Source organism: Methanomassiliicoccales archaeon (assembly GCA_036504055.1).
Taxonomy (GTDB): Archaea; Thermoplasmatota; Thermoplasmata; order Methanomassiliicoccales; family UBA472; genus DASXVU01.
The window spans coordinates 17,840-31,420 of record DASXVU010000034.1; the positions used below are offsets into that span (position 1 = coordinate 17,840).

Here is a 13,581-nt window from a genome sequence, read left to right on the forward strand (position 1 = left end):
TGATGCTGAATAAACCCTTCCTTTGAAGGATTCTACATACGGCGATAGCATCATCCGATGACTACAAGATCGGCCCAGTGAGAGTTGGTAGGAACAGTCCGATGATGGATTGCAGGACCCATATGAGCAGTGCGATGACCGTTGCCTTTACCCACCCTATTTTGTAGAGCGCCTTTAACGCCAACAGCCAGAATATGCCGCCGACGATCGCCGGGATCAGACCGTTCCCCAGCCACCAAAAGGCAAATGCATAGACAAGCCACCCCACCACCGCGGCCAACATGGCCCGGCCTATGCTTTCACGCTCCCCCATCATCCTGGTGACGGCATAGATGATGATAGTTGAGACAAGGAACGCGACCAGCAGGACCACGATATTAGATGTATCGACCATAACACCCCCATCCTCAGATGAATGTATATTAAATCATGCCTCGCTCTTCGATACAGAAGGGTCGTCCAAATCTTTTTCCACTCATCGCACCAATTGCATCTCCAGTGGTTACATGAAATCCATCTGGTCCGGATCGCTATCGTTCGGTATGGTCAACATCCCGGTCAAGCTCTATTCCATAGTCGAGCATGCCGCCTCGCCAGGCTTCAAACTGCTCCATGTGGAGGACAAGAGCCCCATAGAGTATCGGAAATATTGCAAGAAACAGGACACGGAGGTCCCCTGGTCAGAGATCGTCAAGGGGCTGGAAGTTGAACCGGGATCGTACTTCCTGTTCACAAAAGAAGAGCTCGCCGGCCTTCGTCCAGAAAAATCCGATGCCATAGAGATCGTCGAGTTCGTCTCTCCGGATCAGATCGACCGCCCATACCTGGATGGACACTATTACGTTGGGCCGGAGAAGAAGAAAGAGAAGGCGTTCTTCATCTTTTCCAAGGCGTTGAAGTCCTCGAACAAGAACGCCATCGGCCGCTTCATGATGAGGGAGAAGGAATACACCTGCGCCATCGCCCCATACGAGAACGGACTGTTGCTGAGCACCCTGAACTATTCATATGAACTTAGAAGCATCAAAGGGGTGGAGAATATAGCCGACCCGGTGGAGATCAAGCAACAAGAGCTGGATCTGGCCATACAGTTGATCGAAAAGCTCAGTGCGGCACATTTTGACATCTCCCAGTACAAGGACCAGTTCGCCGAACATCTAAAGACGGCAATCCAGAAACGCGATCGGAAGGAACTGGTCATCATCGAGAAGGAAAAGCCCGAGACCACCGAGGAGAACCTCATCGATGCGCTGAAACAGAGCTTGGAGGCGTAACTTGTACGAACCTATGCTGGCGGCGATGGGGAGCAAGGACGACCTGGAACGGGAAGGATACATCTACGAACCAAAGCTGGACGGTACGCGGGCCATTTGCTACGTCGATTCGACCATGAAGTTCATCAACCGCCGCGGTCACGACATAACCGATCGCTACCCTGAATTCTCCTTCAGGGACCAGATAAAGGCCCGTTCCTGCGTGTTGGACGGGGAGCTCGTTGTCTATGACAAACGAGGCAATCCTTCATTCCATCTGCTCCAGAAGCGAGAGCAGTCCAAGACATCGATCGCCAAGTTCCTGAGCATCCAGCACCCAGCGACCTTTGTGATCTTCGACATACTCGAACTGGAGGGCAAGGACCTGCTCTATACCCGGTTGGAGGAGCGAAAGAAGATAATGCATGCGGTACTGCGCGAAGGCCATCACCTGCAGAGCATCGCCTATACCAAGGACGGAAGGAAGCTGTGGTCAGTGGTCGAACAGCGCAAGCTCGAAGGAGTCATGGCAAAGCGCTCCAATTCGTACTATGAACCGGGCAAAAGGTCTGACGCCTGGCTGAAGATCAAGGCATTGAAGACGGTGGATTGCGTCCTCCTCGGATACACCTCAGAGATCAGGACCATCTCGGCGTTGGCGTTGGGTCTCTACTTTGGCGACGAGCTAAGGTATGTAGGACGGGTGGGCACGGGTTTCACGGATAAGTACCTGGAGGAATTGAGGCCCATCCTGGATGGAATGCTGGCAGTATCTCCTCCCGTATCCAGCTATCCAGACGAACCGGTGATCACCTGGGTGAGGCCTGAGCTGATAGCCGAGGTGGAGGTGCTGCAGCTGACCCATGACAACCACCTCCGAGCGCCGTCATTTCGCCGGCTGCGCAACGACAAGGACGTCAGGGATTGTGTCATCGAACAGTTGGGTGAGGGGGCTGGTGCGTAAAGGAAAGCTAATGCTCAGGGACAGAACGACCCACCTTATGACAGAATCGGCCGCACCAGCCCGGTGGGCTTCCTCCTCGAAACATAACAGCAGAACCGCCCTATTTCAATCGGACCGAAGGAGAAACCTTTCAGGAAATGGGTGTATATACAGAAATGCAGAATGCTATTTGAGCTGTCCCAAGCGATGCGACTCGTGATTTTCACCAATAATATTATGATGCCATTGCACCAACTCTCACAGCAGTGATGATCGTGGAATTCAAGAACATAATTGTTGGAATCGATGGCTCGGAGAATTCGAAGCGGGCTGCGGAAGTGGCAGCGAACCTGGCAGAAATATTCAAGGGAAAGGTCACGCTGGTATCTGTGGTCAAGCCCAGCGAATATTCACTGGCGGTCGAGGACAAAGCCTTCATTGAGTCGCTGAAGGAATTCCATGACGACCTTGTCGAAGCGGTCAAGGACGACATAAAGAGACCGGAGATCGAGGTCGAGACCAAGATCGAGCTGGGCACACCATGGAAGGAATTGATCCGTTTGGCCAAGGCCGGCAACTGTGATCTGATAGTGGTCGGTTCCAGGGGTGTTGGCCAGGTGGCGGAGTTCCTGATCGGCAGCAATTCCACCAGGGTGGTGCAGCATGCCGAGACGCCGGTGCTGGTCGTACCTTAGGTTTATTTGGAACGGGGACGCCGTTTGCCCCGGCCTTTGGAGGAATCAGCCCCCTCCTTCATCCTGACCCAGATACCAAGCCCTTCCCTTTCAATGGAGAAGCTTCCGGGAAGCGCGGCGATCAACCCTACCAGGCTGCTCTTTCCATAGGTCCTAGGGTCGAAGGCCGGCTCTATTCGATACAGAGCCTCCCCCAGGTTTCCCAGGTTGACCCTTCCGTCGTCTCCCACCTTATTGCGGAATGCGTTGGTGAGCATGTCGAGCGCCTTCTCCGGGCTGAGACCTTTCTTCGGTGCATGCCGCTCTACCTTCTTCGGCTCTTCGGTGGCCAGCTCGGGACAGTGTTCCGACTCCAGCTCCTCTTCGACGGGCAGAAGGTTCTCTATGAAAATGAAACGGTCGCATGCCTTCTGGAACGTCGGGTGGGTCTTCTCGTTGCCCATGCCGATGACGAACAGACCTTCCTCCCTTATCTTCATGGCCAAATAGGTGAAGTCAGAATCGCTCGAGACGATGCAGAACCCCTTGACCACGTGCTTATGCATTATGTCCATGGCGTCGATGACCAGACCGATGTCGGTGGCGTTCTTGCCTGACCGGTTGGGGATGACCATCGAGGGCAGAAGCGCGAATTCGTGAAGCTTCTTTTTCCAGCAGACCAATTGCGGACTGCTCCAATCCCCATATACCCGCCGGATGATCACTGAACCATATTTCGATGCCTCGTTCAGCATCTCACCGACCATGTCCGAATTGGCGTTATCCCCGTCCACCAAGAAAGCTATCGGGCCTTCAGCGATCTCCTTTTCTGCCATCTTGTCCTCTTATGGTACATCGAACTTCATGTTTAACCAATCTGCGTATATGCTCTGCCTCTAAGACCACCAGCGTACCTCATTGACACATTCCGGGTTCGTTGATCTCGGTTTATCGACCTGGGTCATCTGAAGATCGAGGAGACCGTTGCAAAGGGTTCACACATCTCCTACTCGTTACGTTGATTGAGCGCCTGGTAGGTAAGGATCGCCACTCCCGATCCAAGCTGCCAGGCATCCAGGAGCTTTAGTTTCTGCCTATCGCCCAGGTTACGGAACATGGATATCCCGCCGCCGATCAGGACAGGATTGACAATGATGCGATACTCATCGACAAGGCCAAGCTTGGCCAGGGCCGATACTATGGCCCCACTGCCTAGCACCACGATGTTCTTGCCGGCCATCCTCTTCATTCGCATGATCCTTTCTGGGTCAATGTCGGCGGCCAGCGTGGAATTATTCCAATCGACCTTCTTGAGCTTCTTGGAGAAAACGATCTTGGGCAGATTGTTCATCCTCTCCTTGACGTATGGGTTATTAGCCGTATCGGTTGGCCAGTAGCTAGCCATCATCTCATATGTCACCCTGCCGAATAGTATGGTGTCGACAGTACCCATCATCTCGATCGTGTACTTCTCCAGTTCCCTGTCCCAAACGAACCAGTCGATCTCTCCGTTCGGACCGGCCATGTAACCGTCCAGAGAGACCATGTTCGATACGATGATCTTTCTCAATTCTGATCATTCTCCAGATGTTTATTGGTCCACCGATAATATAAAGACGGGGGTGGGTCCCCCCCATTTCGATCACCCCGATCGCATTTTCTTAAGCAGTTTGGCCATACGGTCCATGGTCGCTTCTGAGCCTTCCACCATTCCGGACTTGTACATCCCGTCCCGGTCATCGACGGACTGGAAGACCGATACGTTGGTAAGTTTGGTCTTTCCCTCGATCTCCTCGAAGGTGATGGTTTCAAAGAGGACGTGCCCCGGCATGCCCTCCCACTCCCATGTGTCCATGATCATCTCTGGGGCCTTCACATCATGATAGACACCATTGAAAGCATCCTCCTTTCCTTCCGCGTCACGCTGGATGACGCGCCATATCCCTCCCTTGCGGACATCCATCTTTTCCACCGTGGTGGTGTATCGCTCCGGTCCCCAGAACTGTGGGAATAGCTCAGGGTCGGTCTGTGCCTTGAAGACCAGTTCACGCGGCGCATCCTGGACCCTTATGATGGTGGCCGCTTGCTGGCCTGGCTCGACAAGCACCAAGGTCTTCATCTGCACGAAGATCTCATCGTGGATCGCGTCAGCGAGCTTATCGAAGGACTGGTTCCAGCCGCTCTCGGCATCCTTGGTCTCGCCCTGAGGCATGCCTGAATGAACCAGGGTCATGGTGGCCTTGCCGCCGTGCTCTTCGAAGCTGACGAAGACCCATAGCTCCATTGGGAACTCTCCTGGCATGCCATAGAACGAGGCTGGCACCACGTTGCCTTTCTCGTCGGAGAACGAATCGCTCATGGTCAGATGATAGGGCTCGGCCACCTCCTTGTAGGTCCCGGTGCTCCAATAATCCTTTCCCTCCGGTGAGCGCATGGCCAGCAGATATTTGCCTCCGACCCGCACATCCATCTCCGCGCTGGGACAGGTATAGCCCTTTGGACCCCACCACTTCATCGCCCGTTCGGGCTCGGTCCAATACTTCCATACCAATTCCCTGGGTGCATCGAAGGTTCTGGTAATGACTAGATCAATGCTCTTGCTCGGCTTTTCCTGCATCATCTGGTTCGTAGATTGGGCGTTCATTCTTGCACATCCTCTATTCATGTAGTCTATGTTACGAGGTCCTGCCTTCTCCAGCAAATCAAATGGCCGATACGCACGCAGGACACACATAAATCGACCCGAACGCGGAGGATATGAATATTGCCAAAGGCTGATTGCGTTGTTTTTGCCAAAACTCGTCCACAACGCGGAAAGCCTGGGATACTGGCATGAACGAATTATATCGTAATGAACTGGATCGATCTGTTGATATTGCCTCAATAATACCTTTAGATACCTGTTCGTGTTTGGAAAGGCCGTGGATGTCAGGCCAAGGCTAGTAATCTCCAAATGTATCGGGCTCGACGCTTGCAGGTACGATGGCAAGATGATAGAGTCCCGATTGGTGAACCGCATGAAGGGCAGGGTGGACCTGATACCAGTGTGCCCGGAGACGGCTATCGGATTGGGCGTTCCCCGGGAACCGATACGGCTCATCGCACTTAGGAACGCGGAGCGCAAGCTAGTCCAGCCATCGACGGGGCTGGACCTGACCGAGAGATCGCAACGATATTGCAGTTCCTTCCTTTTGGGATTGGACCAGGTGGACGGTTTCCTAATGAAATCGCGCTCACCCACATGTGCCCTCAGGGATGCCGGCCTCTATCTGGATGAGAAATCCGTATCTCCCCTGCCCCAGAAGGGCCCGGGACTACTAGGCGAGGCGGTCCTCGCCAGGTTCAGCGATCTGGCGGTAGAGGATGAGGTCCGATTGAACGACATGGGGATAGCGGAACATTTCCTCACCAAGCTGTACGCCTTCGCCAGGTTCCGCGAGCTGAACCAGGAGAAGGGCGCGCTGATGCAGTACCAAGCGGACAACAAGCTGCTGTTGATGGCCTATGGGCAGAACAAGATGAGGCTGCTCGGCAATATCGCCTCGAACCGCGACAAAAGGGCTGTGGAGGACGTGTTCGTCCAATACCGGTCCCTGCTCGGTTCCATGTTCGAGAACCGGCCAACAAGGGGGGGCGCGGTCAACGTGATGATGCATGCCATGGGTCATTACAAGGACCGACTGGAATCCCAGGAAAAGGAAAGATTCCTCGAAGCCCTCAGGGTATACCGTGAGGAAGGAAAGCCTCTTGAGAATTGCCTGTCCCTCATGCGTTCATACAACCAACGGTTCGGTAACGAATACCTTTCGCGCCAAACCTTCTTCGAACCGTTCCCGAAAGAATTGATCGATGCGTCATTGGCCGACCCTGGAGTATAGCCGGCCTCCGATTATCACCAGTCCAGCGGCCACGCCGATCATGACCAGCAGATCGACACCCAACCCGTGTTCATAAACACCGCCTTGTATCATCAGCCCCCGCAGCGCATCTACCACGTAGGTGAGCGGATTGCCGTACGCGATCACCTTCAGCCAGTCAGGCATCAGCGACACCGGATAGATGGCATTGCTGGCGAAGAATAACGGCATGGTTATCATCTGGCCTATTCCCATGAACCGGTCCCTGGTCTTGACCAGGCAGGCGATTATGAGCGACAAGGTTGCGAATATGGCCGCCCCCAGGACCACCACCAGGACCACTAATGGTATAGTGAACAGATCGAAGTTCAACTTGACCCCGATGGCCAGGGCCAGGACGTAGACGATGAGTGCCTGGGAAAGGCCCCGCAGACCGGATGAGATCGCCTTTCCCGCCACGATCGCCGTACGGGGTGTTGGACTTGCGAGGAACTTCTGCACTATGCCCAGGTCTCTTTCCCAGACGATCGATATCCCGTAGAAGATCGAGATGAAGAGCACGCTCTGAGCCAGTATGCCCGGTGTCAGGAAATCGATGTACGGGATGTCGCCGGTCGGGATGGCCTTGACCGACGAGAGGACCACACCGAAGATCAGGAGCCACAGTGCAGGCTGGACTGCCCTGGTCAACAGCTCGCTCGGGTCGTGACGAAGCTTCCTGGCCTCCAGCTCAGTGATCACCAACGCTTTCCTGATGAAATTCAAAGGATATCCAAGGGCAGCGGCGTCCCATCCACCTTGCTCAACCGAGGCGTCTTGCCGTTTGCCGCTCTCTTTGGATGTCACGGTAATTGCCTCCAGTCTGTATCGAATCCCCAGTGAAATGGATGAACACCTGGTCCAGGTTATCAGCGCCAACCTGTTCTTTCAGTTCCTTCGGGCTTCCCAGCGCTACCATCTTACTACGGTGCATTATGCCGATGCGGTCGCAAAGGGCGTCAGCCTCGTCCATCAGATGAGTGGTAAGGAACACCGTCGTCCCGAACTCCTCGCGGAGGCGGGCGATCATCTCCCATACGGCATGACGTGCGAGCGGGTCCAGGCCGACGGTGGGCTCGTCCAAGAAGAGTACCTTTGGACGGTGCAATGTCGACTGGGCGATCTCCAATCGTCGGATCATCCCTCCCGAGTAGGTGCGGACCAACTTGTCGCCGAACTCGGTCAGTCCCATCATGTCGATGGCCTGCCTTATGCGGGGGACCAGCTCGTCCCGGGGCACGTCGTACAGCTTGCCGAAGATGAGCAGGTTCTCAAAACCGGTAAGGCTGGCATCGGCCGATAGGAGCTGGGGGACGTAACCGATGATGCTTCTGACCTGCGCTGATCGGCTCACCACGTCCAACCCATCCACCGATGCCGTGCCGGAACTGGGCGGTAGCAGTGTGGTAAGCATCTTGATGGTGGTGGTCTTACCGGCGCCGTTCGGTCCCAGCAGTCCAAAGACCTCGTTCTTTTCCACGCTCAGCTCCAACGAATCGACCGCGACGAACTTTCCGAAGGACCGAGTGAGATTTCTGGTAGTGATGACCGGCAACTGTGCGCCTCGTTCGGTGTATCGATATGGGATGACGGAAGCGGTCGCTGATTATTTAACGCTCACCCACGAAAACATCGTTCATCCTGGGGTTCTGGAGGCCTAGTCGTAATCGGGTGTGTTCGGAGGGTTCGCCGGCTCATGTTCCGCTATATATCTGGAGATGGCCTCGTCCTGGTAGGTCAGGATGCCGTTCTGCTGGTTCTTGGAGAAGTATTCCCTGCCCTTGGGGCTGTTCATGGACCGGGCCACCTCTTCCGTGGTCGGTGCGATCAGCCTCCGGTCCAATTCCCTTGGGACCGGCACTGCGGCTATTACCAGGTCCAGGTCCTTCAAGAGCTGTCCCGATCCCGCTTCCTTCGGCCAGCCTGAACGGAGGTATCCGTTGGGATCGAAACCGAAATGTTCATCGTTGCCGTCCGTCATCTTGTCGGTTTTTTTCTTGACCAGACGTGACCATGCGAACTCGATGCGATCACGTTCCTTGAACTCTGGATTGACCACTATAGCAGTGGTCATCCAGTCGGTGCGCAGATGCCTGCCCTCCATTCCCTCGGCACGGGCCATGGCTATGCCTGCCGACTCCAGTTCGGATATCTTTGAGAACTTAAGTTTGAACGGTATCGCATAACCGACGCCCATGGCCCTGCCCTTCAACTCATCCTCCGGGAAGAACGTGGTGGTGCAGCATTTGCGCTTTGCGGAATATCGGCCGTAGTGGATGGGCAAGGATACCTTGATCTCGGCATCCATATTGAGCCAGTTCTCCCTCCACATACTTCGCCTTAGGTCCTTGCCCTGGTAATGGTCCTCCCATAACAGCGAACCTATCACAAGGGCGGCTCCCCTCATCATCATAGCTTCCCACGGACCATGGTTCCCTTACTTAGACCTGATGGTCCGACGAGCACAGCATATTTGTAGGAAGGGTTCGCATAGAATCGGACCGAAGAAGGCTTGTTGTCATGGTTAAGGAACTTTCTCCGGAACAATGTCGTCGTGCTTGCCCCGAACTGCCATTCGATTGTAGGACAACAAAGGACCTGATACCTTCGAACAAGATCATAGGGCAAGACCGTGCAGTGAAGGCCCTGCAGTTCGGCCTTAGGATCAGAAGCAAGGGTTTCAACATTTACATAGCCGGGATGCCCGGGACCGGAAGACGGTCTGCGGCCGTTGATTTCGTCAAAGATCTGGCGAAGGATATGCCGGTGCCTCCTGATTGGGTATATGTCTACAATTTCCATGAGGCATCGAAACCCAACGCCCTGGCCCTGCCAGCCGGCAAGGGTAAGGAGTTCAAGGACGACGTTGAGAAACTGGTCAGCGGAGTTCCGGTCGCGCTGAGGAACGCGTTCGAATCTGAAGAATACGCCAAGAAACGCCAGAACACCATGAAGGCGATAGAGGAGGAGAGGGAGCAGTTCACGAAAGAGATCAACCGCATGACCTCGGAGGCGGGTTTCCAGATCCAGCAGAGCCCGATCGGCATGGTCCTGGTTCCCATCGTGGATGATAAGCCGCTCACCCCCGAGGAGTTCAACCAGTTGTCAAACGGTGTCAAGGAAAGAATGAAGGTAAAACAGGACGAGCTGCAGGCCAAACTGCAGAAACCTTTCATTCAGTTCCGTGAGCTCGAGGAGAAGGCGGAAAAGACGGTAGGGGACCTGAACCGCGAAGTGGCCATGTACGTGCTTGACCCCATGCTCTCGACCATCAAAAAGAAATATGGCAGCAATAACGAGGTCATAGAATACATCGATGATGTTCTGAAGGACATACTGGACAATCTCGCCAAATTCCTAACACCGGTGAACAAGGAACAGCTCCCCTTCTTCATGGAGGCCCCTGACCCGATGGCCAACTACAAGGTCAATCTGATCGTGGACAACTCTGAGCTAAAGGGAGCGCCGGTGGAGATAGAGCTAAACCCATCATATTACAAGCTCTTCGGCGCCATCGAGAAGGAGGCCCGGTTCGGCGCATTGGTCACCAACTACACCATGATCCGGAGCGGACTGCTGCACAAGGCGAACGGCGGCTTCATCCTGATGCCTGTGGAAGGGCTGTTCACCGATCCGACCATCTGGATATCGTTAAAGCAGACCATCTCGAGCGAGAAGCTGGAGATCGAGGAGAAGGAGGCCAGGTTGGGTTTCATAGCCACGAAATCGCTCATGCCCGAGGCCATTCCTTTCGATACGAAGATCGTGATCATCGGTGACCCGAGGATCTATGATATCCTCTATACCGCGGACAAGGATTTCAAGGAGCTGTTCAAGATAAAGGCCGACTTCGATACCAGTATGGAACGCAACGATGAGAACATAAAGCAGTACGTCACCCAGATATGTTCCCTTTGTGCCAAGGAGAACCTTCTGCCGATCGACAGCACTGGGTTGGCGGCGATCATAGAATACTCATCCAGGTTAGCGGATGACCAGAGCAAGCTCAGTACACAGTTCGCCACCATCTCAGACACGGTCCGGGAGGCTGATTTCTACGCCAGGGAGGCCAAGTCGGAAATCATCACCAAGGAGCACATCCAAAAACAGCTAGAAGAGAAGCTCTATCGATCGAACATGATCCAGGATAAGCTGGAGGAATTCATCGCCAAGGGGATAATTCTGATCGATACGGAGGAGAAGGCGGTCGGACAGGTAAACGGCCTGGCAGTGCTGGCCACCGGTGATTTCATGTTCGGTAACCCCTCCAGGATCACCGCCTCGATCGCCGTAGGCCGTGAGGGTGTGATGGACATAGAGCGTCAGGCACAGATGTCCGGACCGTCCCACACCAAGGGGGTCCTTATCCTCTCTGGATACCTGAACGACACCTATGCCCGGGAAAAGCCGCTTTCTCTCTCGGCCCGGCTGGTCTTCGAACAGAACTATGGAGGGGTCGATGGAGATTCTGCATCATCCACCGAACTGTACAGCCTACTATCGGCGCTAGCAGACGCCCCCATCAAACAATACATCGCGGTCACCGGGAGCGTCAACCAGAAAGGGGAGGTCCAGGCGATCGGCGGGGTGAACGAGAAGGTCGAGGGGTTCTTCGAGATCTGCAAGGCCCGGGGACTGGACGGCAAGCAGGGCTGCATGATACCCAGTTCAAACGTTCAGCATCTGATGTTAAAGGAAGAGGTGATCGCCGCCATAAAGGCCAAAAAGTTCCATATCTGGCCGGTTAGCACAATCGCCGAGGGCATCGAGGTGTTGACCGACGTACCGGCAGGAAAGAGGAACGCCGACGGCACGTTCAAAAAGGATTCCATCAATGCACGGGTGCAGAAACGCCTGGACGATATGGCGGATCGGGTAAAGGAATACAAGGCCTGATTATGGACGAAGTTCCATGACCGGCGCCAGGTTCATCATGCCGGCCGAGCTCGAGAGGCTGATGCCGATGATCGAGAAGGGCGAATGCCTACTGCTGGATATCCGCTCCTCGGCCGAATACCGTACCGGGCATATCGCAAGTGCCATGCTGATGCCGGTCGAAGAACTCGAGAAGCGTGCGGAGGAACTCGACAGAAGAAAGCCCCTGGTCATATATTGCCGCACTGGAAAACGTTGCCTTCGAGTGCTGCCATTACTCACCGGAGGAGACCAAGGCGAACTGCTGATACTTGAAGGCGGGTTGGAACGTTGGCCTGGCCGTCTGGTATCCGACTGATCACCAGGAGCGGAACAGGATTTCGGACCGGTCTAGGAGAGAACATACCCTTCTAGGGTCGAAATGGGGATTGACCTCCAGCACCGACATTATCAGTTCCTCCGGCCCCAAACCGATACGGTCCTCCAAGAAGAATGCCGTGGTCAGGATCGCCAGGTCCATTTCATCATAGAGACCATAGGACCGGATGCAACAGTTCGCCCTTTCTTTGATCTCCATTGGGATATCGACCGAGACACCCCCGCGTGCGCTGATGCTGCTTCTGCCGTGCTCCTTCACTGCTGTCACCATGCCCGCCTCCACTGCCAGGCAGAGAGCGTTCTCTACCGATTCGGAGTAAGGTCCGTTCATAAAAAGGTCGAAAGCTAGACGAACATGGCCTTCTCTGGAGAGCAGATAGAACAGTTTCTGCAATCTGCTCCTTCCCATGGGTCGGACTGGTAACATGCGCTCGATCTCCCGCACGAAGTACGTAGCCAGCGCTGCCATCATATGTTCTGTTTCCAAGCCGTCACGCTCCCTGACAATTGATCTCATGTCCGCTTCGATGATCTAGAATATCGACACGGGGTTATCCCCATTGCCGTGAGAGGGGGACGAAAGTGAGTGTTGAGCGCCGACACTGGAATATCCGAGCTGGGTACGACATCAAAAGGAAGGTTTCCTCCCTGAAAGTGGGGAGCGGGCCAAAATTGGTATTTACTGATGGCATTCCGGTAATAGGTGTGAAATGAAATACTCAGAAGCAAGGCAAGGTCGGGTGTTCGTTCTGAGGCTGGAGGATGGAGAAATAATTCATGAGGCCGTCGAGAGCTTCGCCGAGGAGAAGGCCATCAAAGCCGCCGCCGTCATCGTTCTGGGAGGAGCTGATAAAGGCAGCAACCTGGTCGTAGGGCCGGAGGATGGGCGTTCGGAGAAGATAAAACCGATGAAGACGGTCCTAGGGGATGTTCATGAGATGACAGGAACTGGAACCATCTTCCTGGATGAAGAGGGGGTGCCCAAATTGCATATGCACATCTCCACCGGTCGCAACGAGAGGGCGATCACCGGATGCGTACGCAACGGGGTCAAGGTCTGGCTAGTCGCCGAAGTGGTCATTTTCGAATTGATCGATTCGAGTGCGACACGCAAACTCGACAAAGCGACTGGATTCGAATTGCTCGAACCCTGAGCAGTAATGATTATTAGGCGGCAGGCCGAATCTCTCATCCTGAGGTAAGGCGGTTGAGCCTAGAGCAATGGTATGTGTCCAAGATGGTAAAGGGACTCAACAGTGATGAAAAGCAGTCAATGGTCAGAATGATCACCGAGGAGTTCATCTCCAGCATGAGCCCGCAAGAAAGAAAGGAGATGGTGAGGATGGTCCTCCCAGATATCGTGGATCGGCTGATGATAGGAATGACCCATGACGACAGAAAAGAGTTGATCGGGAGCATTATGCCCTTGATGCTCGCGCAATTAGGGAATACCAAGGAGGAGGCTCGTGACAAGAGGAACAGCAAAGCCCACCCCGAAGGAAATGAACATCTATGACCGGTTAGTTCCCTGAACGTAGCCCTTCCGGATAGACCAACGATCG

The 13,581-nt window shown here is 54.4% G+C and carries 16 protein-coding genes; 8 read left to right on the forward strand and 8 right to left on the reverse strand.

The features are described from left to right. Positions 1-61: 61 nt before the first annotated feature. Positions 62-394, reverse strand: coding sequence for a hypothetical protein (locus VGK23_08065; GenBank protein HEY3420491.1), 333 nt, complete (start codon positions 392-394; stop codon positions 62-64). A gap of 112 nt (positions 395-506) precedes the next feature. On the opposite strand from VGK23_08065, the gene VGK23_08070 reads away from it, so the two are divergent. The 3 genes from VGK23_08070 (at position 507) to VGK23_08080 (ending at position 2,891) form a co-directional block, all read left to right on the forward strand. Further along, positions 507-1,274, forward strand: a complete 768-nt coding sequence (locus VGK23_08070) for a Ku protein (protein HEY3420492.1) — start codon at positions 507-509, stop codon at positions 1,272-1,274. 1 nt (position 1,275) lies between these two features. Next, positions 1,276-2,217, forward strand: a complete 942-nt coding sequence (ligD, locus tag VGK23_08075) for a non-homologous end-joining DNA ligase (protein HEY3420493.1) — start codon at positions 1,276-1,278, stop codon at positions 2,215-2,217. Between the two features lie 248 nt (positions 2,218-2,465). Continuing rightward, the gene (locus tag VGK23_08080; protein HEY3420494.1) at positions 2,466-2,891 is read left to right on the forward strand and encodes a universal stress protein; all 426 of its coding nucleotides are present in this window, start codon (positions 2,466-2,468) and stop codon (positions 2,889-2,891) included. Between the two features lie 2 nt (positions 2,892-2,893). On the opposite strand, the gene VGK23_08085 is transcribed toward VGK23_08080, so the two are convergent. The 3 genes from VGK23_08085 to VGK23_08095 all read right to left on the reverse strand — a co-directional run bounded on the left by VGK23_08085 (position 2,894) and on the right by VGK23_08095 (position 5,514). Next, positions 2,894-3,706 carry an NYN domain-containing protein gene (locus VGK23_08085; protein ID HEY3420495.1) on the reverse strand — a complete coding sequence of 271 codons (813 nt, stop codon included), beginning with the start codon at positions 3,704-3,706 and terminating at the stop codon, positions 2,894-2,896. Positions 3,707-3,876: 170 nt separating this feature from the next. Continuing rightward, positions 3,877-4,440 carry a dihydrofolate reductase family protein gene (locus VGK23_08090; protein ID HEY3420496.1) on the reverse strand — a complete coding sequence of 188 codons (564 nt, stop codon included), beginning with the start codon at positions 4,438-4,440 and terminating at the stop codon, positions 3,877-3,879. A gap of 72 nt (positions 4,441-4,512) precedes the next feature. After that, entirely contained in the window at positions 4,513-5,514 is a 1,002-nt protein-coding gene (locus VGK23_08095) for an SRPBCC family protein (protein HEY3420497.1), read from the reverse strand. Between the two features lie 277 nt (positions 5,515-5,791). On the opposite strand from VGK23_08095, the gene VGK23_08100 reads away from it, so the two are divergent. Next, the gene (locus tag VGK23_08100; protein HEY3420498.1) at positions 5,792-6,748 is read left to right on the forward strand and encodes a DUF523 and DUF1722 domain-containing protein; all 957 of its coding nucleotides are present in this window, start codon (positions 5,792-5,794) and stop codon (positions 6,746-6,748) included. On the opposite strand, the gene VGK23_08105 is transcribed toward VGK23_08100, so the two are convergent. The 3 genes from VGK23_08105 to VGK23_08115 form a co-directional block, all read right to left on the reverse strand. Further along, on the reverse strand, positions 6,725-7,573 hold the full coding sequence (locus VGK23_08105; GenBank protein ID HEY3420499.1) for an ABC transporter permease: 849 nt from the start codon (positions 7,571-7,573) through the stop codon (positions 6,725-6,727). The genes VGK23_08100 and VGK23_08105 overlap by 24 nt on opposite strands. Beyond that, positions 7,530-8,321: an ATP-binding cassette domain-containing protein gene (locus VGK23_08110; GenBank protein ID HEY3420500.1), complete on the reverse strand. Its 792-nt coding sequence runs from the start codon at positions 8,319-8,321 to the stop codon at positions 7,530-7,532. The genes VGK23_08105 and VGK23_08110 overlap by 44 nt, the downstream gene beginning before the upstream one ends. A gap of 102 nt (positions 8,322-8,423) precedes the next feature. After that, entirely contained in the window at positions 8,424-9,179 is a 756-nt protein-coding gene (locus tag VGK23_08115) for a hypothetical protein (GenBank protein ID HEY3420501.1), read from the reverse strand. A gap of 107 nt (positions 9,180-9,286) precedes the next feature. Here VGK23_08115 and VGK23_08120 point away from each other — a divergent pair, with 107 nt between their 5' ends. Both VGK23_08120 and VGK23_08125 read left to right on the forward strand, forming a co-directional pair. Next, a complete protein-coding gene (locus VGK23_08120) occupies positions 9,287-11,662 on the forward strand; it encodes an AAA family ATPase (GenBank protein HEY3420502.1) in 2,376 nt (791 codons plus the stop codon). Positions 11,663-11,678: 16 nt separating this feature from the next. Further along, entirely contained in the window at positions 11,679-11,999 is a 321-nt protein-coding gene (locus VGK23_08125; protein HEY3420503.1) for a rhodanese-like domain-containing protein, read from the forward strand. On the opposite strand, the gene VGK23_08130 is transcribed toward VGK23_08125, so the two are convergent. Beyond that, a complete protein-coding gene (locus tag VGK23_08130; GenBank protein HEY3420504.1) occupies positions 12,000-12,506 on the reverse strand; it encodes a hypothetical protein in 507 nt (168 codons plus the stop codon). 223 nt (positions 12,507-12,729) lie between these two features. Here VGK23_08130 and VGK23_08135 point away from each other — a divergent pair, with 223 nt between their 5' ends. Together VGK23_08135 and VGK23_08140 are read left to right on the forward strand one after the other, a co-directional pair. Next, the gene (locus tag VGK23_08135) at positions 12,730-13,173 is read left to right on the forward strand and encodes a PPC domain-containing DNA-binding protein (GenBank protein ID HEY3420505.1); all 444 of its coding nucleotides are present in this window, start codon (positions 12,730-12,732) and stop codon (positions 13,171-13,173) included. Positions 13,174-13,226: 53 nt separating this feature from the next. Then, complete coding sequence (locus tag VGK23_08140; GenBank protein ID HEY3420506.1) at positions 13,227-13,535, forward strand: hypothetical protein; 309 nt, start codon at positions 13,227-13,229, stop codon at positions 13,533-13,535. Positions 13,536-13,581: the final 46 nt, after the last annotated feature.

Excerpts from the sequence above, each read along its gene's own strand:
- VGK23_08065 (HEY3420491.1), bottom strand. The coding sequence starts at position 394 with ATGGTCGATACATCTAATATCGTGGTCCTGCTGGTCGCGTTCCTTGTC.
- VGK23_08070 (HEY3420492.1), top strand. The coding sequence starts at position 507 with ATGAAATCCATCTGGTCCGGATCGCTATCGTTCGGTATGGTCAACATC.
- VGK23_08080 (HEY3420494.1), top strand. The coding sequence starts at position 2,466 with ATGATCGTGGAATTCAAGAACATAATTGTTGGAATCGATGGCTCGGAG.
- VGK23_08085 (HEY3420495.1), bottom strand. The coding sequence starts at position 3,706 with ATGGCAGAAAAGGAGATCGCTGAAGGCCCGATAGCTTTCTTGGTGGAC.
- VGK23_08095 (HEY3420497.1), bottom strand. The coding sequence starts at position 5,514 with ATGAACGCCCAATCTACGAACCAGATGATGCAGGAAAAGCCGAGCAAG.
- VGK23_08115 (HEY3420501.1), bottom strand. The coding sequence starts at position 9,179 with ATGATGATGAGGGGAGCCGCCCTTGTGATAGGTTCGCTGTTATGGGAG.
- VGK23_08120 (HEY3420502.1), top strand. The coding sequence starts at position 9,287 with ATGGTTAAGGAACTTTCTCCGGAACAATGTCGTCGTGCTTGCCCCGAA.
- VGK23_08125 (HEY3420503.1), top strand. The coding sequence starts at position 11,679 with ATGACCGGCGCCAGGTTCATCATGCCGGCCGAGCTCGAGAGGCTGATG.
- VGK23_08135 (HEY3420505.1), top strand. The coding sequence starts at position 12,730 with ATGAAATACTCAGAAGCAAGGCAAGGTCGGGTGTTCGTTCTGAGGCTG.